Here is a 20,419-nt window from a genome sequence, read left to right as displayed (position 1 = left end):
CCATGCCCGATCCCTTGCGGGACGACTTCCCGGCGCTGCGGCGCGAGATCGACGGGCAGGCGATCTCCTACCTGGACAACGCGGCCACGAGCCTGAAGCCGCGCTCGGTCATCCGGGCCGTCAGCGAGTACTACGAGACCAACGGCGCGAACATCCACCGAGGCAAGCACCGGCTCTCCGAAGAGGCGTCCGACGCCTACGAGTCCTCCCGCACGGTGATCGCCCGGTACATCGGCGCCGCGGCGAACGAGGTGGTACTGCTCCGGAACACGAGCGAGGCGCTGAACCTCGTCGCCGACGGCCTGGACCTGGGCCCTGACGCCCACATCGTGGGCTGTCTGGACGCCCATCACTCACAGTTACTGCCGTGGCGGAGGGCCGGACGCCTCGATCTGACACGTGTGGACGCGCACGGCCGCCTCGACCGCGATCACTTCCGGACGCTCCTGCGCGACCGGCCGAAGGTGGTCGTGCTCACGCACTGCTCCAACGTCACCGGCGTCGTCCACCCGGTGCGGGAACTGATAGCCGAGGTCCGCGCCGCCTGCGACGCGACGGTCGTTCTCGACGCCGCACAGTCCCTGCCCCACCGGCGCATCAACGTGCGAGACCTGGACGTCGACTTCATGGCGTTCTCGATGCACAAGATGCTGGGCCCCACCGGGGTCGGCTGCCTCTTCGGCCGGAGCGACCTTCTCGTGACGCTGCGCCCCCTGACGGTCGGCGGCGGCATGGTCGACTGGGTCGACCTCGATGGCAGCGTCGACCGGCGCATCCCCTTCAAGTTCGAGACGGGGACACCGGCCATCGCCTCCGTCATCGGCTGCGCCGCGGCGATCCGGTACCTCGAAGAGCTGGACACCGCGAAGCGCCGTCAGCACGACCAGGAGCTCTGTGCGGCCCTGGTCGGCGGGGCACTCGCCCGTCCTGGGCTGAGCCTGATCGGGCCACCGGACCAGACCGACCGGATCGCTCTCGCGGCCCTGCGCCTGGACAGTGGCATCCCCGCCGGTGAGGTCGCCCGCCTGCTGAGCGACTCCTACGGCTACATGGTGCGCAGTGGCCACATGTGCGCGCAGCCTCTGGTGACCGAGCTGGCAGGCGGGGAAATCATCCGTGTCTCGGCGTACTTGTACAACGAGGTCTCGGAGATCGAGGGCTTCTACCAGGCGTTGGACGAACTGCTGAGCTGGATGGCTCCGCCTACGCCCTGTGGATAACTTATCCACAGGGGGTTTCGGAATGCGGCCGCTCGCGGGACGGTCGTGCCATGAACAAGCACCACGAATCCACCGGACCGGCCGATGAGCAGCAGATCACCCTGCGCGGTCCCGCCGAGCTCGCCGACGCCCTTCCGTACCTCATGGGTTTCCACCCCGACGACAGCGTGGTCATGGTGGCCCTGCACGGCGGGCGCGGGCGATTCGGCGGGCGGCTCAGGCTAGGGATTCCACAGTCACCGAACGAGTGGGAGCCCGTCGCCGACCAGCTTGCCGAGTGCCTGGTCGCGGGCAGCGAGCGGCGTGGCTCCCGGCCCGACGCGATCGTCGTCTTCCTCTGCCAGGACCCTGCGGACGGCGTGACGGGACATCAGACGATGGAGCGGCTGCGGCCGTTCGCGCAGCTGTTGCGCACGGCCTGCGGGACCCTCGACGTCCCCGTACTGGAAGCGCTCTGCATCTCCGGCGGGCGCTACTGGTCCTACTGCTGCCCGGACGGCAGGTGCTGCCCGAAGGAGGGGAACCCGCTGGCCCTCCCGGGTACGACGGTCATGGCGGCGGCAGCCGCCTATGCGGGCATTCATGTACGCGGATCGCTGCGCGACATGGAGGCGCGGCTCGCACCCCTGGAGACCGCCGGAGCGAGCGGCCAGCAAAGGGCGCTGGACTCGGCGGGAGCCGTGCTGGTGTCCAGGATTCTGGACAGCGAGGGCCGGTCCGAAGTGGCGGGGGAGACCCTGGAGCTCGCGCAGGCGCTCATGGACCGTCTCGGCCGGGCCCCCACCGGCCCGCCCTCCGCCGCGGATTTGAACGACGACCGTCTGATCAGCCACGACGAAGCCGCCGCCGTGATTCTCGGACTCCAGGACCGGGAGACGCGGGACAGGGCGGCGGAGTGGATGGAGGGCCCCGAGGCGGCGTCCGCGCTGCGCCTGTGGCGGGTTCTCGCCCGCCGTTGCGTCGGCCCGTACGTGGAGCACGCGGCCGCGCCGCTCACCCTGGCCGGCTGGGTCTCCTGGTCCACCGGCGACGAACCGGCGGCCAGGGTGGCTCTGGGGCTCGCTCTGCGTGCCGACCCCGATTACACCTTCGCCCAACTGCTCCATCAGGCATGCAACGAGGGACTGAATCCCGAGACCTTGCGCCGCTGTCTGCGGGGCGAGCGCGGCGTGGACGTGGAGGCGGAGGTGCGGGCGGATGCCGGTGCCGACCGTCAGGACAGCCACGAGGTCCACGGCGGCGGGGACGTCCACGGAGGCCGGGACGGCCGGCGTACGGGGAGCCGGCCGAGGACCCGCACCGTTCCCTCGCGGGTATCGAAGCGGCGGAGGGCCGCGCCGGGCGACACCGGTCCCGGGCCGGTGGTGGTCCGTCGGCGGGTGCGGGAAGCCGGGCGCCGGGGCAGGCGCGGCATCAGGAGCGAGCGATGACGGCCGTGACCGGGCGGCCCATGGAGCCGTTCACGGGGGTGGCGGAGTCGCACGACCCGTGGCGTCGCAGACACAGCGGCTGTCCGGAGCGCACGGACGGCGCAGAAAGACCACCATGGCCCCCACCGTCCCTTCCGGAGACCTCACGTCCGCGGTCCCCTCGCCCGTCCCCCACCTCGGCCGTCGTGGGCCGACGGCCCCCGCCCCCGCCGCCCCGCCCGTCCGCGCCGCCGGACCTGTCGGCCCGGGACCGCGCGCGGACCGGCTCCCGAGTGAGCTGCCGTCCGCACACCTGGCGGTCATCTGCGTGGCACTGCCGTCGATGGCCGTCTCCGCGGACCACGGTCAGCTCAACGGACAGGGCCTGGAGGGTTTCTACCGGTCAGGCCGCAGGCTGCTCTCCCGCTGTCATCTGCGCGTGGGCGGCCGCGAACCCGTCGCCGTCCAGGGCGGCCTGGTCGCCTCCGACAGCGCGCGCTTCCTGGGCGTGGTGCGCACGTCGGGCGGCACCGGACCCGACCCCGAGATCACCGTCGAGCGAAGGCGCCTGGCCGAGGGCATCGAGCGGATCACGCTGCGCAGCGCTTCGGCCCGTACCCGCAGGCTTCCCGTCGAGATCTCCCTCGCCACCGATCTCGCGGAACTGGCTGACATCGCGCGGGGTGGGCCGGGGCCGGAGCGGGCCGCCGGCGTGTACGCCTCGGGGCTGCGCTGGACAGCCGCCGACGGGCTCGTCTGCATCGTCGCGGCCGAGCCGCCGCCCCAGGACGCGGTGGCCTCCGCGGGGCTGCTGCGCTGGGATGTGCTGCTCGCGCCCGGGACCTCGTTCGGCATCGAGCTGAGCGTGCGCGTCGAGCGCAGCGGGAGGGCTCCGGGACGGCCCCCGAACCGGCTGTCCGCCGATGTGCGGGTCGAGGCGGACGACCCCCGGCTCGAACCGCTCGTACGGCCGGGGTGCCCTGGCGCTGCGGCCCCGCTCCGGCCGAGGCGCTGTGGGCCGCGCGGATGGTGCTGCCGCTCGGTACGGGACTCGCGGCCTCCACGCTGCGCGCGCTCGCCCGTTCCCAGCTGCGAGGTCCGGGGCCCGATCGGGGGCGCGTTCCCGGGCCGCTCCGGGACGCGGGCCCCCGGCTCCCGCCCAGCTGCACGGGCGTCGAAGCGACGCTCGCGTATCCGGCCGTGCTCGCGGAAGCACGCCGCTGGGGGCTGCCGGAGCGGGAGGTGGCCGAACTGCTCCCCGCGGCGGAGCGGTGCCTGCGCTGGCTGCGTTCCTCTTCGGAGGCCGACGGGCTGGTCCCGGACGGCGGGCCCGAGGGGTTCCGGCGCGCCGAGACCCAGGCCCACGCCCATCGGGCCGCCCTGCTCGGTGCCGAACTGCTCGACGAATGCGGCGGGGGCGGCGGCGACGCCTGGCGGGAGTGGGCCAGGGCGTTGCGGAGCCGGTTCAGGGCCGGCTTCTGGATCGACGACCGCACGGGAGGCCGCCCTGCCGCGGCGCGCAGTGGCTCCGGACAGACCGTGCCGTATCTGGGCAGCGGCGCGGCGCATCTGCTGGACACCGGTCTGCTGGGCGGCGGACGGCTCGCTCCCGGTCTGCTGGACGCGGAGCAAACGGGCAGGCTGGCCGGACTCTTCGGCGGACCGGCGCTGGACTCGGGCTGGGGTCTGCGCACGCTCGGCGCCAAGGAGCCGGGTCACAACCCGTTCGGCCACCGCTCCGGCGCGGTCCGGGTGCACGAGACGGCGGTCGCCTGCGCGGGGCTGGCCGCCGCCGGATACGAGAAGGAGGCGAGCAGCCTGCTGCAGGGCGTTCTCGGCGCCGCCGAGGCATTCGGCTACCGCCTCCCCGAGATGTACGCCGGGGAGCAGCGCCGTGCGGGGAGTGCTCCCGCGCCCCACCCGACGGCCTGCCGTCCCGCCGCTGTCGCCGAGGCCGCCGGGGTCCACCTAATGGTCACGACGCTCGCGGGTGTCCGCCCCGATGTGCCCGCGGCGAGGGTTTCGCTGCGTCCGGCCCGGTGCGCCCCGCTGGGGGCCGTCCAGATGTCGGGGCTGCGTGTGGCCGGCGAGCCGTTCGCCGTGCGGATCAGCCGGCTCGGCCTCGGGATGATCGAGGAAGCGGCCACCGGGCTTCAGCTGGGAGTGTGAAGCGGCGGGGCACAGTGTGGCTGGGGGACGGTACGGGACGGAGCAACAGGTGACGACGAGCATGGCGAAGGGACTGTTTATCGTCAGGCAGACGACTATGATCACGGCATGCCGCCCTACGACCCGTCGACCTTCCCGCCCTTCGCTGTCACCGTCGACCTGGTTGTGCTCACCGTGCGCCGTCACGCGCTCTGCGCGCTGGTCGTACGCCGTGGTGAGACGCCGTTCCAGGGCAGATGGGCGCTGCCCGGCGGATTCGTCAGGGCGGACGAGGATCTCGCCGCGGCGGCCGCTCGTGAGCTCGTCGAGGAGACCGGGCTGTGCGCTCACGATCCGACGGCACCGGCTGTCGGAAACGGCGCGCACCTCGAGCAGCTCGCCACCTACGGGGACCCGAAGCGCGATCCCCGGATGCGGGTCGTCAGCGTGGCCCATCTCGCGCTGGCTCCCGACCTGCCCGCGCCGCGCGCGGGCGGCGATGCCCACAGCGCCCGCTGGGCCCCCGTCGAGGACCTGATCGGCCCCGAGGGCGGCTTCGGCCGTGAGGGCGAACAGTCCGCGCCGCTTGCCTTCGACCACGCCCAGATCCTCGCCGACGGCGTCGAGCGGGCCCGTTCGAAGATCGAGTACTCCTCGCTGGCCACGGCGTTCTGCCCTCCGGAGTTCACGGTCGGTGAGCTGCGCAGGGTCTACGAAGCGGTGTGGGGTGTGGTGCTCGACCCGCGCAACTTCCACCGCAAGGTCACCGGAACCCCCGGCTTCCTGGTGCCGTCCGGAGGGACGACCACACGGCAGGGCGGCCGTCCCGCCCAGTTGTTCCGCGCGGGTGCGGCCACGGTGCTCAATCCGCCGATGCTGAGGCCCGAAGTCTGACATCGCGGTCGGCCCGCGGTCGGACCGGGGCCGCCCAGCCGATCTCTCCCGGACGTCCGGCGTATACGTCCGAAGCCCGGATCCGCGGAACGCCCGGAGAACCGGGCTGCACGAAAAGTCGGAATTGTCGCGTTATGTTGCTGCGGTACCCGCCCAGCCGCCGAGCGGTTTCAACTTTCCGCGAGAGAAGCGATGCTCCAGGCCATCGGACTCACCAGCAGCCCCCGCCGCGACCTTCCGCCCGCCGTGGCAGATCTGACCTTCGAAGCCGGTCCCGGCCGGGTCACCGCCCTGCTCGGTGCCCCGGGTTCCGGCAAGACCGCCGCCCTGCGCCTGATGCTCGAACTCGATCCGGGGCGGGGCGTCACCTACTTCAAGGGCCGGCCGTTGCACCGCATCAGCCACCCGCCCCGCGAGGTGGGGGTGCTCCTCGGAGACGTACCGGGCCACCCCTCCCGCACGGCTCGCGGCCAGCTCCGGATGCTCTGCGCCGCCGCCGGAGTGCCGGCGTCCCGCGCGGACGACGTGCTCGAAGTGGTCGGTCTGGCCGGGCTCGGGGACCAGCGCATCGGCACCCTCTCGGTCGGCATGGACCGCCGGCTCGGCCTCGCGTCCGCACTCCTCGGCGACCCCCACACGCTCATCCTCGACGAACCGGCGGATGGGCTTTCGCCGCGCGAGATCAGCTGGTTGTACGGGCTGCTGCGCGCCCACGCCGCCCAGGGCGGAACGGTCCTGCACACCACCAGCGACCCCAAGGAGGCCGCGCGAATGGCGGACCGCGTCGTCACCATCGACGAAGGGCGCCTCGTCGCGGACCAGGACGTCGCCGACTTCTCCCGTACCCGCCTGCGTCCACGTGTCGCGGTCCGCACGCCGCACGCCGCCCGCCTCGCCTCCGTGGTCAACCGTGAGGCGCGCGCCGCGCAGCGCTCCGTGGAGGTGGTCGCCGAGGAGAGCTGTCGGCTGTCGGTGTACGGGAGCAGCTGCGCGGAGATCGGCGACACGGCGTTCCGGCACGGTGTCCCCGTCCACCAACTCGCCGACGAGGTCGGCGACGCCGGTCCTCCCGCCGCACCCGTGGCGAACGCAGGGCAGCGGCCGGACTCGTCCGTTGCCCGCTCCGAACTCCCCCCGCCCATCCGGGTACGCCCGGCCCGGGGCCCGCTGCGCCCGCTCCGCTACGAGCTGCGCCGGCTGTTCGGTGTGCGGACAACGACCGTGATCATGGCGGGCGTTCTGATGGTCTCGGCCGGGCTGTCCGTCCTGCTCGCCCGCTCCGGCGGAGCGCCCCTGCCGAAGCTGCTGGGGGCCTGGCCGGGCCTGCTGCCGCTGCCTCCCGCCGCTCTCGGCGCGGGCCTGCTGGGCGCCCTGTCCTTCGGGGACGAGTTCCGCTACCCCGCGCTCGCCGCCGGCCGTGGGACCGTCCCCCGCCGGATCGGTCTGCTCCTGGCCAAACTGACGGTCTCCGCGGGAGTCGGGCTCCTGCTCGCGGCGCTGGTGGTGCTGGCCGACGCGCAGCTCCTGCGCCTCGTCTACGGCGGCGACTTGATCAAGGTGCCCGCGAACGTCGTTCCACTGGCCGTCGGTTGGGCCGGTCTGACCGTCGGCTGCGCGTGGGCGGGGCTGCTGGCCGCGGGCATCTTCCGGGTGACCGGAGCCGGTATCGCCGCGGTCCTGGCCGTTCCCGTACTCGTCGTCCCGCTCGTCCAGAAGGTGCTGGCGGGCCCGTCCGCCCGTTCGATCGCCGGACTTCCGGGCAGGCTGCGCGAGCTGACCTGGCTGCAGTGGCCGGACGAGGCGGACCGGTGGGTGCTCGGTGTCGTGAAGGTCGTGACGCAGCCGGTGGGGGCGGCGCTTTCCCTGTCGTTGTCAGCCCTGATCTGCGCATATGTGATCACGAGCCTTCGAGGAAGGGCTCGTTGGTGATCACGCGGGTTCCGGACGGCGGTCGGCCGCCCCGAACTCCCTAGGAAATGCCCGCTTTATGCATATATGGCGTCAATTGCGGGGCAGGCGCCGATCACCCTTTCGTGTGCTTTTCACCAAAGACCTCAAGGGGTGAGTGAGCCGCGCCGACAAAGGATGCGTGAGTACCCTTGCGCACACCATGATGACCGCCGCCCGCACCGTCGAATCCGGCCTCGCCGGCTCGGGCGAACTCGACCGCTACCCCTACGCGGAGGCGCCGGCCGGCGAACGCGCCGCGCTGCGTTCCTGGGGCGGTACCGATTCCGAGTTGGGACGGGCGAGCCGACGGGGGGCGGCCAGCCGCGGCCGTGGACTCCACGGCCAACTTGTTCAGCAGCTGGGCCAGATGATCGTTTCCGGGGATCTGGGTGCCGACCGCCCGCTCGTTCCCGAGGAGATCGGCCAGCGCTTCGAGGTCTCCCGCACCGTCGTGCGCGAGTCGCTGCGCGTTCTCGAGGCCAAGGGCCTGGTCAGCGCCCGTCCGAACGTGGGCACCAGGGTCCGCCCGGTCAGCGACTGGAATCTGCTGGACCCCGACATCATCGAATGGCGGGCGTACGGCCCGTCTCGCGATGACCAGCGCAGGGAGCTGGGCGAGCTCCGGTGGACGATCGAGCCGCTCGCCGCCCGGCTCGCCGCCGGTCACGGGCGCGAGGACCTTCAGCAGCGTCTCGGCGACATGGTCGAGATCATGGGCCACGCGATGGCGCAGGGTGACGGGATCACCTTCTCCCGCGCCGACGCGGAGTTCCACGCCCTGCTGATCCAGGCCGCGGGCAACCGCATGCTGGAGCACCTCTCGGGCATCGTCTCGGCGGCGCTCCAGGTGTCCGGCGCACCCGTCACCGGCTGTGACCGGCCGACCGAGGCGTCGCTCGGTCACCACGCGCGCATCGTCGAGGCACTCGCGACAGGTGATTCCGTCGGCGCCGAGGCGGCGATGCGCCAGCTGCTCATGGTTCACCCGGAAGTGGAGCGAGTGGTTCCCGCGCCGCGCGAGCACTGAGCGCAGCACGTCGGGGTACATGGACCATGTGTCGCCGGATCACCGCGATCCGGCGGCACAATTGTGGAGAGATGTCACCTCTGGCACTGTTCGTCGCAAATGAGGTGTGACTCGGGCCACGCGGATTGGGCGTAACACTCCTCGAAACAGTGCGATGACTTAAGAGGTGACCGTCGCGGAAGGAATACAGCAGCTACCCAGTGCGCTGTGCAGTTCTGAGGCCAAACCCGCGCCGTCGGCAACATTCCCAGCCGACGGTCGTCGGTTCCAGCCCTTTCAGGGGCCGGGCCGGAAGCCGTTTCCATCGTTCCGAGAGGTTGTTCGTGTCGGCCAGCACATCCCGTACGCTCCCGCCGGAGATCGCCGAGTCCGAGTCTGTGATGGCGCTCATCGAGCGGGGAAAGGCTGATGGGCAGATCGCCGGCGATGACGTGCGTCGGGCCTTCGAGGCTGACCAGATTCCGCCAACCCAGTGGAAGAATGTTCTGCGCAGCCTCAACCAGATCCTCGAGGAAGAGGGTGTGACGCTGATGGTCAGTGCCGCGGAGTCGCCGAAGCGCGCCCGCAAGAGCGTCGCAGCGAAGAGCCCGGTCAAGCGCACCGCCACCAAGACCGTCGCGGCCAAGACGACCGTGACCAGGACCGTCGCGGCCACGGCCGCCCCGACGGCCGAGAGCGCGGATGCGGCGGCCGACGATGCCACCGCGACCGCTCCGGCCAAGAAGGCCGCAGCCAAGAAGACGGTTGCCAAGAAGACTGCCGTGAAGAAGACGGCAGCCAAGAAGACAGCAGCGAAGAAGTCCGGCAAGCAGGACGACGAGCTCCTCGACGGCGACGAGCCGGCCGAGGACGTCAAGGCCGGCAAGGGCGAGGAAGAGGAGGGCGAGGGCGAGAACAAGGGCTTCGTCCTCTCCGATGACGACGAGGACGACGCACCTGCGCAGCAGGTCGCCGTCGCCGGCGCCACGGCCGACCCCGTCAAGGACTACCTGAAGCAGATCGGCAAGGTCCCGCTCCTCAACGCCGAGCAGGAGGTCGAGCTCGCCAAGCGCATCGAGGCGGGTCTGTTCGCCGAGGACAAGCTGGCGAATTCCGACAAGCTGGCTCCGAAGCTCAAGCGCGAGCTGGAGATCATCGCCGAGGACGGCCGCCGCGCCAAGAACCACCTGCTGGAGGCCAACCTCCGACTCGTGGTCTCCCTGGCCAAGCGCTACACCGGCCGGGGCATGCTCTTCCTGGACCTGATCCAGGAGGGCAACCTGGGTCTGATCCGCGCGGTCGAGAAGTTCGACTACACCAAGGGCTACAAGTTCTCCACGTACGCCACCTGGTGGATTCGTCAGGCGATCACCCGCGCCATGGCCGACCAGGCCCGCACCATCCGTATCCCGGTGCACATGGTCGAGGTCATCAACAAGCTCGCGCGCGTGCAGCGCCAGATGCTCCAGGACCTGGGCCGTGAGCCCACCCCGGAGGAGCTGGCCAAGGAGCTCGACATGACCCCTGAGAAGGTCATCGAGGTCCAGAAGTACGGCCGTGAGCCGATCTCCCTCCACACCCCGCTGGGTGAGGACGGCGACAGCGAGTTCGGAGACCTGATCGAGGACTCCGAGGCGGTCGTTCCGGCCGACGCGGTCAGCTTCACGCTGCTCCAGGAGCAGCTGCACTCGGTGCTCGACACGCTCTCGGAGCGTGAGGCGGGCGTGGTCTCGATGCGCTTCGGTCTCACCGATGGTCAGCCGAAGACGCTCGACGAGATCGGCAAGGTCTACGGCGTGACGCGTGAGCGCATCCGTCAGATCGAGTCGAAGACCATGTCGAAGCTGCGTCACCCGTCGCGTTCGCAGGTGCTGCGCGACTATCTCGACTAAGCCGGCCGTACGCAGGCCGAGGGCCCGGACCCCATGGGGGAAGCCGGGCCCTCGGCCTTTGCGCGCATGCGGCCCGGGGCCGGCTGGATGACTCTGAGTGGACCTTGTCCACCGCAGCGTCAGGAGCCCTCATGCCCCGTACCGTCCTTCGCACCGTGACCGGGGCGCTCGCCCTCACGGCTGCCGCCGCCGTGCTGCCCCTGGGTTCGCCGGCTCCGGCGGCTGCGGACAGCATCGTCGTGGGTGGGCAGCTGGCGCACGTGGCGGACAGCCCCTGGGTGGTGGCGCTGGCGAGCCGTGACCGGTTCGGAGGAACCAGGGCGGGCCAGTTCTGCGGTGCTGTGGTGATCGCGCCGGACAGAGCCGTCACGGCGGCCCACTGTCTGGGGCGCGAGGTCCTGGGCGCCGATGTGAGCGAGGTCCGCGATCTGCTGGTCATCGCAGGCCGGGACGAGCTGCTCGGGTCGGAGGGACGGGAGATCGCCGTCCGGGACACCTGGATCAATCCCGGATACGACCCCGGGGGGAACGCGGGCGACCTGGCGGTGCTCACGCTGTCCGGGGAGCTGCCGGAGAGCAGCGTCATCCCGATGGCGAAGGCGGGCGACGCGGCCTACGAGCCGGGCACCCCGGCGCGGGTCTATGGATGGGGCGACACCACCGGAGGCGGGGCCTACGCCTCCGCCCTGCATGCGGCGCCGGTACAGGTGCTGCCGGACGGCAGGTGTGAGCAGGCGTACCCGGGCGGCCCGGACGGCACGTACGACGCCAGGACGATGCTCTGTGCGGGCGATCCCGAGGGCGGGCACGACGCGTGCCAGGGAGACAGTGGAGGGCCTCTGGTGGCCCGTGGGCGGCTTGTGGGCCTGGTCTCCTGGGGCAGCGGCTGCGGGCAGGCGGGAAGCCCGGGCGTCTACACCCGGATTTCCGCGGCCACCGACTGGATGGCCGCGCAGGGCTGAAAACGGACATCCACCCCAGGCATGAGAACGGGCGGCGTCCCCCGAGGGGGGATGCCGCCCGTCGGCCGATTCAGGAACCGGACCCTGGCTCGTCGTGGATGCGAGGTGTCAGTGTTGTTCCTCGTCGGCGGCACTTGCCTGCACGGCAGTGAGCCGATCCGTCTCATCCTGTATTTCCGCGGCGATCTTCTTGAGTTCCGGCTCGAACTTGCGACCGTGGTGGGCGCAGAAGAGCAGTTCACCGCCGCTGATGAGGACGACGCGCAGGTATGCCTGGGCGCCGCAACGGTCACAGCGGTCTGCTGCGGTCAGCGGGCTCGCGGGGGTCAGAACAGTAGTCACGTCGCCTCTTCTCTAGCTCGACGAGCTGTCGTACCAGGGTCAACATCCAACCAGGCCGAAAACGTTCCCGCTCGTGGCTTTTCTTCGAAAATTCTTCTGAGGATGGCTGTCTGTTGCCGGTTGGCGGCGAATGTGCCGTATTGCGTAGCGCTACGGTTTCGCGTTGCTTGTCAGGGTCGGTCCGTCCGACCGGCCGGCTTGCCGGGTTGTTCATGAGGACGTGCCCGGAGCCTAAATGGTTCATGCCTCGAAGGGAACGTGATGTGCATGTCACTCCAACGAATGATCGAACGTGTATGCGAGGCTGCACTAGCATGAGGATTCCCCGTGGGTGGCGTTACAACCGCTCTACCAGGGCTCTGTAGGCTCTCAGCGGCTACCGAAGTCGAGCCCGACACCCAGTGGGCCCCAAATGAAATTCAGCGAGGAGCGAACCGCGTGACCGCCGATACGTCCGTGCCGTCCACTGCGCTGCTGACCGGAGCAGGTGGCGTCGTAGACCGGGACAGCTCCAACTACACCGCGCGGCACCTTCTGGTCCTTGAGGGTCTGGAGGCGGTTCGCAAGCGCCCGGGGATGTACATCGGGTCCACCGACAGCCGCGGCCTCATGCACTGCGTCTGGGAGATCATCGACAACTCGGTCGACGAAGCCCTCGGGGGCTACTGCGACGCCATCGAGGTCATCCTCCACGACGACGGTTCCGTCGAGGTCCGGGACAACGGCCGGGGCATCCCGGTCGACGTCGAGCCCAAGACGGGGCTCTCCGGCATCGAGGTCGTCATGACCAAGCTGCACGCCGGCGGAAAGTTCGGCGGCGGCTCCTACGCTGCTTCGGGCGGTCTGCACGGCGTGGGCGCGTCCGTCGTCAACGCCCTGTCCGCCCGTCTCGACGTCGAGGTCGACCGGAACAGCTCGACCCACTCGATCAGCTTCCGCCGCGGCGTTCCCGGGATGTTCACGGAGCAGGGCCCGGACAGCCCGTTCGACCCGGCCAACGGGCTGCGCAAGGGCAAGCGCGTGCCGAAGAACCGGACGGGTACCCGTGTGCGGTACTGGGCCGACCGGCAGATCTTCCTCAAGGACGCCAAGCTCAACCTGGAGACGCTCTACCAGCGGGCCCGCCAGACGGCCTTCCTCGTCCCCGGCCTCACCATCGTCGTCCGCGACGAGCGCGGCCTCGACGGCGAGGGGAAGACCGAAGAGACGTTCCGCTTCGACGGCGGCATCAGCGAGTTCTGTGAGTACCTCGCCCAGGACAAGGCGGTCTGCGACATCCAGCGCCTGACGGGGACGGGCACGTTCAAGGAGACCGTGCCGGTCCTCGACGAGCGCGGTCACATGACGCCCACCGAGGTGACCCGTGAGCTCGGCGTGGACATTGCGCTGCGCTGGGGCACCGGGTACGACACCAACGTCAAGTCCTTCGTGAACATCATCGCCACCCCCAAGGGCGGCACGCACGTCACCGGATTCGAACGCTCCGTGACCAAGACGGTCAACGAGGTGCTCCGCTCGGCCAAGCTGCTGCGCGTCGCCGAGGACGACATCGTCAAGGACGACGCCCTGGAGGGCCTCACGGCGGTCGTCACCGTACGACTGGCGGAGCCGCAGTTCGAGGGGCAGACCAAGGAGGTGCTCGGCACCTCGGCGGCCAACCGGATCGTCTCCAACGTGGTGGCCAAGGAGCTCAAGGCGTTCCTGACCTCCACCAAGCGTGACTCCAAGGCGCAGGCCAGGGCCGTGCTGGACAAGGCGGTGGCCGCCGCCCGTACGCGGATCGCGGCCCGTCAGCACAAGGACGCGCAGCGTCGCAAGACCGCGCTCGAGTCCTCCTCGCTGCCCGCGAAGCTCGCCGACTGCCGCAGCGACGACGTGGCCCGCAGCGAGCTCTTCATCGTGGAGGGCGACTCGGCGCTCGGCACGGCCAAGCTGGCCCGGAACAGCGAGTTCCAGGCTCTGCTGCCGATCCGGGGCAAGATCCTCAACGTGCAGAAGTCCTCCGTCTCGGACATGCTCAAGAACGCCGAGTGCGGCGCGATCATCCAGGTCATAGGAGCAGGGTCCGGGCGGACCTTCGACATCGACTCCGCCCGGTACGGCAAGATCGTGCTGCTCGTGGACGCCGATGTCGACGGTGCCCACATCCGGTGCCTGCTGCTGACGCTCTTCCAGCGGTACATGCGGCCCATGGTCGAGGCGGGGCGGGTCTTCGCCGCCGTGCCCCCGCTGCACCGGATCGAGCTCGTCCAGCCCAAGAAGGGGCAGGACAAGTACATCTACACGTACTCCGACGGCGAGCTGCGGCAGACGCTGCTGGAGCTCCAGCGCAAGAACGTCCGGATCAAGGACTCGATCCAGCGCTACAAGGGTCTCGGCGAGATGGACGCGGATCAGCTGGCGGAGACCACGATGGACCCGCGGCACCGCACCCTGCGGCGGATCAACATCGGGGACCTCGAATCCTCGGAGCAGGTGTTCGATCTGCTGATGGGCAACGAGGTCGCGCCGCGCAAGGAGTTCATCACCAGCTCGGCCGCCACGCTCGACCGGTCGCGCATCGACGTCTGACACGCTCAGGGTCCTCCCGCTCAGGGGCCTTTCCCGTTCCGGGGAGGGCCCCTGAAGCATGCGGTACACGCACATTCACGCCACTGTGCAACCGACCACGGCATACGTCACCTGAAGAGGTGAAGCCCGGTGAATGATGTGCCCGGGATCTTCCCGATCTGCCCATTCTTGGCTATGCGGCCGAAAAGGTCCGTGGACAAGGGAGTTGTTCGGTGGAGAAGGAAGCAGGGTTCGAGGCCGCAGCGGTCCGGCTGGACGACCCGTGGTACGACGAGCCGTCCCCGGGCTGGGACGAGCTGGACGGTACGGGCAGCGGCGTGCCCGCGCCGGCGCAGCAGGGCCACAGCGCGGCGGACATCTACCTGGAAGTGCAGCGCAGCGAGGCGTTCCGCGAAGTGCGCCGCCGCTACCGGCGCTTCGTGGTCCCGGCGGCAGTCGCCTTCCTCCTCTGGTACGTCGCCTATGTCGTCGCCGCGACGACGGCGCACGAGCTGATGGCCCGTCCGGTGGCCGGTGCCGTCAACGTGGCGATGGTCGCCGGGCTCGGCCAGTTCCTCACCACCTTCCTCCTCACGTGGGCGTACGCGCGGCACGCGCGGCTGCGCAGGGACCGGGCAGCCCTCGATCTGCGATGGGACACCCAGGAGATGACGAGAGGGATCGGGCGTTGAGCGGGGACGAGTGGGGCGGCGACCACCAGACGCTGGCACTGCTGCTGTTCAGCGCGTTCATCGCGGTGACGCTCGGCATCACCACCTGGGTGGGCCGCAACCGGCAGGGTTCGGCGGAGGAGTTCTACGCGGGCGGACGGCTGTTCTCGCCCATGGAGAACGGATTCGCCATCGCGGGTGACTACATGTCGGCGGCGTCCTTCCTCGGCATCTCCGGGCTGATCGCCCTGTTCGGCTACGACGGCATGCTCTACTCCGTCGGCTTCCTCGTCGCCTGGCTGGTCGTCCTGCTCCTCGTGGCCGAACTCGTCCGCAACTGCGGCCGGTTCACCCTCGCCGACGTGGTCGCCGCGCGCATGGCCGAGCGGCCTGTGCGTACCGCCGTGGGCACCTCGTCCGTCACCGTCTCCGTGCTGTACCTGGTGGCGCAGATGGTCGGTGCGGGCAGCCTCGTGGCGCTGCTGCTCGGCGGTACGAGCGAGGCCGCACGCTCCTGGACCGTCGTGGGGGTCGGCGCCCTGATGGTGATCTACGTGTCGCTGGGCGGCATGCGGGCCACCACCTGGATCCAGATCGTGAAGGCCGTCCTGCTGATGGCGGGAGCGGTCGCACTCACGGTGCTCGTACTGGTGCACTTCCATGGCAACGTGAACGCGCTGCTCAACTCCGCGGCCGAACGCAGCGGCCACGGAATGGACTTCCTCGCACCGGGCCTCCGGTACGGCGGCGGCTGGACGGCCCGCTTCGACTTCATCAGCCTGGGCCTGGCACTGGTGCTCGGCACGGCCGGTCTGCCGCACATCCTCTCGCGCTTCTACACCGTGCCCACGGCGCGCGCCGCCCGCCGCTCCGTCGTCTGGTCCATCGGACTCATCGGCAGCTTCTATCTGATGACGATCGTGCTCGGTTTCGGTGCGGCGGCGCTGGTGGGCACGGCGGAGGTGCGGGCGTCGAACGCTTCCGGGAACACGGCCGTTCCCCTGCTGGCCCTGGTCCTCGGCGGAGGTGAGGGGTCCACCGGCGGAACGGTTCTCTTCGCCGTGGTCGCGGCCATCGCCTTCGCCACCATCCTCGCGGTCGTCGCCGGTATCACCCTGGCCTCCTCGGCGTCCGTGGCGCACGACCTCTACGCCTCGCTCAGGCGCCCCGGCGCCAAGCAGCACAGCGAGGTCGCGGTGGCGCGGGTCGCCGCCGCCGGCGTCGGGGTGGTCGCCATCGCGCTCGGCCTCCTCGCGCAGGACCTGAACGTGGCGTTCCTGGTCGGACTGGCCTTCGCCGTGGCGGCGTCGGCCAACCTCCCGGCGCTGCTCTACTCGCTGTTCTGGCGGAACTTCACCACGCGAGGAGCCGTCTGGGCGGTCTACGGCGGCCTGATTCCCGCCGTCGTGCTCGTGCTGCTGTCACCGGTCGTCTCGGGGAGTCCCACTTCGCTGTTCCCCGGTGTGGACTTCCAGCTCTTCCCGCTGGAAAATCCCGGACTCGTCTCCATCCCGCTGGGCTTCCTGGCCGGCTGGCTCGGCACGGTGACCTCGCCGGAACCGCCCGACGAGGCCAAGCACGCGGAGACCGAAGTCCGCTCCCTGACCGGGGCGGGAGCGGTGTGAACGGGCCGCGTCAGCTGCCGGCGGCCCAGGTGTAGCGGTGCTCCGGGCGGCCCGTCTCGCCGTATCGCAGGGTCAGCCGGACCCGCCCGGTCCGCTCCAGCAGCTTCAGGTAGCGCTGCGCGGTCTGCCGGCTCATCCCGGCGCTCTCCGCGATCTCCTGTGCGGAGAGCGGCCGGTCGGCGGTCCGCAGCGCCTGCCGGACGAGCTCCGCGGTGGTCGGTGAATGTCCCTTGGGGAGGTCGGGCTCGCCGACCGTCCACAAGGCGCCGAAGAGCCGGTCCACCTCGGTCTGCTCGGCCTCCCCGCCGCCTTCCAGCGTGCGGTGCAGGGCCGCGTACGCCTGCAGCTTGGTGCGCAGGCCCGCAAACGTGAACGGCTTCACCAGGTACTGGAGCGCGCCGTGGCGCATCGCGGCCTGGACGGTGGCGACATCGCGTGCCGCGGTCACCATGATCACTCCGTGTGGCGGCCGAGCGCGCGGAGCTCCTGGACCACGGAGAGGCCGTTGCGGTCGGGCAGGTAGTGGTCGAGCAGGACGAGGTCGACGGGGGTCTCCGCGATCCTGGCGAGTGCCTCGGCGGCGGTGTGGGCCCGGGCGGCCACCCGGAAGCCGGGTACCTTGGCGACGTACGCCGCGTTGATCTGTGCGACGCGCACGTCGTCGTCGACGATCAGCACCTCGATCACGGGGTCTCTCCCGTCGTCGCGAACGGGGTGCCCGGAGTGTGCGCGTCCGGGGCCTCGGGCTGGTGCAGGGCTTCGGGGAGGACGACCGTGAACACCGCCCCGCCTTCCGCGGCCGTCGCGACGTCCACGCTTCCGCCCTGGCGCTCCGCGAGCCGTCGCACCAGCGCGAGACCGAGGCCGCGTCTGCCGTGGGCCGGGAGCTCCTTGGTGGACCAGCCCTCCGTGAAGATGGATTCACGCTGGTCGGACGGTACGCCCGCGCCGCTGTCCCGTACCCGGAGAACCACCGTACGTCCCTCCGCCCACAGCCCCACCTCGATGAGGGCGTCCACCGACCCGGCCGCCGCGTCCAGCGCGTTGTCGACCAGATTGCCGAGGACCGTGACCAGGCCGCGCGGGTCCACCAACCGGTCCGGGAGCAGGGTGCCGGGCGCCATCCGCAGCGCGACCCCGCGCTCCGCGGAGACCGTGGCCTTGCCGACGAGGAGCGCGGCCAGGAGCGGATCGTTGACCCGCTCCGTCACCTGTTCCGCGGTCGCGCGGTGGACGCCGACGACCTCGGTGACGAACTCCATCGCGTCGTCGTGCATCTCCAGTTCCAGCAGCCCCAGGAGGGTGTGCAACCGGTTGGCGTGTTCGTGGTCCTGGGCCCGGAGCGCGTCGATCAGGCCGCGGGTGGAGTCGAGCTCGCGACCGAGGTGTTCGAGCTCGGTGCGGTCACGGAGGGTGGCTACGGCGCCGCCGTCGTCGGTCGGCATCCGGTTGGCGAGCAGGACCCGGTTGCCGCGCACGGTCAGCAGGTCGTCGCCGACCACCCGGCCGGCCAGCACATCCGCGGTCCGGCCCTCGCCCAGTGCCTCGTCGAGCAGGCGGCCCGCGGCATCCGGGCCGAGGCCGAGCAGTCGCTGCGCCTCGTCGTTCAGCAGCCGGATGCGGCCGGTCCCGTCCAGGGCGACGACCCCTTCGCGAATGCTGTGGAGCATCGCCTCGCGCTCCGTCAGCAGCGCCGAGATGTCGGAGAACGCCAGGTCGTGGGTCTGCCGCTGGAGACGGCGGGAGATGAGATACGCGGCGAGCGCGCCGACCGCCAGCGCTCCGCCCGCATAGGCGAGCAGTCCGGGAATCGCCGCCAGCAGCCGGGCGCGGACACTGTCGTACGCGATGCCGACGGAGACCGCCCCCACGATCCGGTCCGAGGCGTCGTGGAGCGGCACCTTGCCCCGTGCGGAGCGGCCGAGCGTACCGCTGTCGATCTCCATGACGTCCCGGCCCGCGAGTGCCTCACTGGGGTCCGTGGAGACGACTCGGCCGATCTGCCTGCTGTCGGTGTGCGACCAGCGCACTCCGTGCCGGTCCATCACCACGACGTACTCCGCGCCGGTGGCCTTCCTGATCCGCTCGGCCGCGGTCTGCACGGGGCCGCCCGGCGTCGGCTCCGTGGTCAGCAGGGACGTCGTGATCCGCGGCTGGGCGGCGGTGCTCTGGGCTATGGCGAGGGCGCGCCGCATCGCCTGGTCGTCGAGCTGGGCGCTGAGAGGGGCCAGGAAGAGGCCGGTGACCAGCACCGTGACTCCGGTGATGATGGTCAGCTGGATCAGCAGGACCTGGGAGAAGACCCGTTTCGGCCAGCCGAGCCGGCGGGGTCCCCGGACGGTGTTCGGCGGGGCGTTCACCGTACGAAGGTAAAGGGCGGCCGGGTCCTTTCCGAAATCTCCCGACGGGGGACCGGCTACCCGGCGGGCCGCGGTGAGGGCAGGGGCTGTGGGGGACGGGGACCCTCGTACTGTCCGCTGGGCCGCATGCGCAGGGGGCGTTCCGCGTACTCCTCCAGGGCGTGGGCGATCCAGCCCGCCGTGCGGGACACCGCGAAGACCGCCTCTCCGGCCTCCGCGGGCATGCCGCACGCGACCGAGAGCACCGCGAGCGCCAGGTCGACGTTGGCGTGCAGCGGGGTGTGGCGGGCGGTGGTGGTGACCACGTCACGGGCCGCCGCCAGGACCGGGGCCGCCTGCGGTACGTCCGCGAGCAGGGCGAACAGCGCCGTCGCGCGGGGGTCCTCGCCCGTGTACAGGCGGTGGCCCAGGCCGGGTACCCGGCGGCCGGTTCGGAGGTGGTCGGCGACGACCGGGGACGCGCTGCCCCGTTCCACGACCTCGGCGAGCATGCGGTGGGCCAGGCCGCTCGCCGCGCCGTGCAGCGGTCCCTCCAGGACGCCGAGGCCCGCGGAGACCACGGCGTACGGATGGGCGTGGGCGGACGCGGCGACCCGGGCGGCCAGGGTGGACGCCGCCAGGTCGTGGTCGGCCAGCAGGGCGAGGGCGGTGTCCAGGACGGCGAGTGAGGCGGCGGAGGCCGGCTGTGCGGTGAGTTTCGGCCACAGCTGACGGGCGATTCCCATGGTGTCGCCCTCGGCGGGGAACTCCCGCCCGCCCGCCATCGGCAGGGCGCCGACCAGGGAGGGGATCAGGCCACGCGCACTGCTGAGGACGCCCCGCGGGCTGAGGTCGAAGCGCAGCGGATCGGTGGCGGCCGCCGCGACGAGGGCGACTCGCAGCCGGTCGGTCGAGCCGCTGTGCGCGGGCAGCGCGTCGACGGCCCGGCGCGCCGCCGCGAGTGATTCGGGCGGTGCGGTGAAGCGGATGCCGGGCTGGATCTCGCCGGTCCAGATCCACTCGGCGACCTCCTCGTAGCCGTGGTGGCGGGCCAGTTCCGTCGCGTCGACGCCCCGGAAGTAGTAGCGGTCGCTCTCGATGAGCGTGATGCCGGTACGGAAGACGAGGCCGCCGTCGGCGGGTCCGGGCTCCCTGCGTCCCGTTCGCCTGACCAGGGACTTCACCTCGGCGGCGTCGAACGTGCTGCCGCGTCCGCCGGGTGCGCGCCTGCTGCTCAGCTGGCCCCGGCTGACGTACGCGTACACGGTTTCGGGCTTCACGCCCAGCAGCTCCGCCGTCTCCCGTGTCGTGAGCCGTGGGCCCTCCACCGCGCCTCCCGCGTCTCCCGGGTCGGAGTGCTGCGCTGCTTGATCCGTCATGGTCCCACCGTATCCATCGCGCCCTGCATTGA

General features: G+C 71.0%; 13 protein-coding genes and 2 pseudogenes. 11 read left to right on the top strand and 4 right to left on the bottom strand.

Features of this window, described 5'->3' with window-relative positions; all coding sequences use genetic code 11:
• Window positions 1-2 precede the first annotated feature (2 nt).
• From ACFWSK_RS25070 to ACFWSK_RS25035, 8 genes and pseudogenes are all read left to right on the top strand, one after another.
• Window positions 3-1,220, top strand: a complete 1,218-nt coding sequence (locus ACFWSK_RS25070; RefSeq protein WP_383790251.1) for an aminotransferase class V-fold PLP-dependent enzyme — start codon at window positions 3-5, stop codon at window positions 1,218-1,220.
• 50 nt (window positions 1,221-1,270) lie between these two features.
• Entirely contained in the window at window positions 1,271-2,650 is a 1,380-nt protein-coding gene (locus ACFWSK_RS25065; protein ID WP_383790249.1) for a DUF4192 domain-containing protein, read from the top strand.
• Between the two features lie 322 nt (window positions 2,651-2,972).
• A pseudogene (locus tag ACFWSK_RS25060) lies at window positions 2,973-4,798 on the top strand (glycogen debranching N-terminal domain-containing protein).
• Between the two features lie 108 nt (window positions 4,799-4,906).
• The gene (locus ACFWSK_RS25055; protein WP_383790246.1) at window positions 4,907-5,671 is read left to right on the top strand and encodes an NUDIX domain-containing protein; all 765 of its coding nucleotides are present in this window, start codon (window positions 4,907-4,909) and stop codon (window positions 5,669-5,671) included.
• A gap of 192 nt (window positions 5,672-5,863) precedes the next feature.
• Window positions 5,864-7,600 (top strand): ATP-binding cassette domain-containing protein, encoded by a 1,737-nt coding sequence (locus ACFWSK_RS25050; RefSeq protein ID WP_383790243.1) that lies wholly within the window; start codon window positions 5,864-5,866, stop codon window positions 7,598-7,600.
• 181 nt (window positions 7,601-7,781) lie between these two features.
• Window positions 7,782-8,648, top strand: coding sequence for a FadR/GntR family transcriptional regulator (locus ACFWSK_RS25045; RefSeq protein ID WP_383790296.1), 867 nt, complete (start codon window positions 7,782-7,784; stop codon window positions 8,646-8,648).
• A 323-nt stretch (window positions 8,649-8,971) separates the two neighbouring features.
• The gene (locus tag ACFWSK_RS25040) at window positions 8,972-10,519 is read left to right on the top strand and encodes an RNA polymerase sigma factor (RefSeq protein WP_383790240.1); all 1,548 of its coding nucleotides are present in this window, start codon (window positions 8,972-8,974) and stop codon (window positions 10,517-10,519) included.
• A gap of 131 nt (window positions 10,520-10,650) precedes the next feature.
• Entirely contained in the window at window positions 10,651-11,481 is an 831-nt protein-coding gene (locus tag ACFWSK_RS25035) for a S1 family peptidase (RefSeq protein WP_383790237.1), read from the top strand.
• A 108-nt stretch (window positions 11,482-11,589) separates the two neighbouring features.
• On the opposite strand, the gene ACFWSK_RS25030 is transcribed toward ACFWSK_RS25035, so the two are convergent.
• Window positions 11,590-11,823 (bottom strand): hypothetical protein, encoded by a 234-nt coding sequence (locus tag ACFWSK_RS25030; RefSeq protein WP_014153643.1) that lies wholly within the window; start codon window positions 11,821-11,823, stop codon window positions 11,590-11,592.
• Window positions 11,824-12,261: 438 nt separating this feature from the next.
• Here ACFWSK_RS25030 and ACFWSK_RS25025 point away from each other — a divergent pair, with 438 nt between their 5' ends.
• From ACFWSK_RS25025 to ACFWSK_RS25015, 3 genes are all read left to right on the top strand, one after another.
• Window positions 12,262-14,394: a type IIA DNA topoisomerase subunit B gene (locus ACFWSK_RS25025; protein WP_383790234.1), complete on the top strand. Its 2,133-nt coding sequence runs from the start codon at window positions 12,262-12,264 to the stop codon at window positions 14,392-14,394.
• A gap of 212 nt (window positions 14,395-14,606) precedes the next feature.
• A complete protein-coding gene (locus ACFWSK_RS25020) occupies window positions 14,607-15,065 on the top strand; it encodes a DUF485 domain-containing protein (protein WP_383790232.1) in 459 nt (152 codons plus the stop codon).
• Window positions 15,062-16,669: a cation acetate symporter gene (locus ACFWSK_RS25015; RefSeq protein WP_383790229.1), complete on the top strand. Its 1,608-nt coding sequence runs from the start codon at window positions 15,062-15,064 to the stop codon at window positions 16,667-16,669. The genes ACFWSK_RS25020 and ACFWSK_RS25015 overlap by 4 nt, the downstream gene beginning before the upstream one ends.
• A 10-nt stretch (window positions 16,670-16,679) precedes the next feature.
• On the opposite strand, the pseudogene ACFWSK_RS25010 reads toward ACFWSK_RS25015, so the two are convergent.
• From ACFWSK_RS25010 to ACFWSK_RS25000, 3 genes and pseudogenes are all read right to left on the bottom strand, one after another.
• Window positions 16,680-17,356 (bottom strand): annotated as a pseudogene (locus ACFWSK_RS25010) (response regulator).
• Window positions 17,353-19,029, bottom strand: coding sequence for an ATP-binding protein (locus tag ACFWSK_RS25005; protein ID WP_383790226.1), 1,677 nt, complete (start codon window positions 19,027-19,029; stop codon window positions 17,353-17,355). Before ACFWSK_RS25005 ends, ACFWSK_RS25010 begins: the two are co-directional and overlap by 4 nt.
• 56 nt (window positions 19,030-19,085) lie before the next feature.
• Window positions 19,086-20,387 (bottom strand): citrate/2-methylcitrate synthase, encoded by a 1,302-nt coding sequence (locus ACFWSK_RS25000; RefSeq protein WP_383790223.1) that lies wholly within the window; start codon window positions 20,385-20,387, stop codon window positions 19,086-19,088.
• Between the last annotated feature and the right edge of the window lie 32 nt (window positions 20,388-20,419).

The organism is Streptomyces sp. NPDC058620, assembly GCF_042717135.1.
Lineage (GTDB): Bacteria > Actinomycetota > Actinomycetes > Streptomycetales > Streptomycetaceae > Streptomyces.
This window is presented reverse-complemented; position numbering and strand designations above follow the sequence as displayed.

Excerpts from the sequence above, each read along its gene's own strand:
- ACFWSK_RS25070 (WP_383790251.1), top strand. The coding sequence starts at position 3 with ATGCCCGATCCCTTGCGGGACGACTTCCCGGCGCTGCGGCGCGAGATC.
- ACFWSK_RS25065 (WP_383790249.1), top strand. The coding sequence starts at position 1,271 with ATGAACAAGCACCACGAATCCACCGGACCGGCCGATGAGCAGCAGATC.
- ACFWSK_RS25055 (WP_383790246.1), top strand. The coding sequence starts at position 4,907 with ATGCCGCCCTACGACCCGTCGACCTTCCCGCCCTTCGCTGTCACCGTC.
- ACFWSK_RS25050 (WP_383790243.1), top strand. The coding sequence starts at position 5,864 with ATGCTCCAGGCCATCGGACTCACCAGCAGCCCCCGCCGCGACCTTCCG.
- ACFWSK_RS25045 (WP_383790296.1), top strand. The coding sequence starts at position 7,782 with ATGATGACCGCCGCCCGCACCGTCGAATCCGGCCTCGCCGGCTCGGGC.
- ACFWSK_RS25035 (WP_383790237.1), top strand. The coding sequence starts at position 10,651 with ATGCCCCGTACCGTCCTTCGCACCGTGACCGGGGCGCTCGCCCTCACG.
- ACFWSK_RS25000 (WP_383790223.1), bottom strand. The coding sequence starts at position 20,387 with ATGACGGATCAAGCAGCGCAGCACTCCGACCCGGGAGACGCGGGAGGC.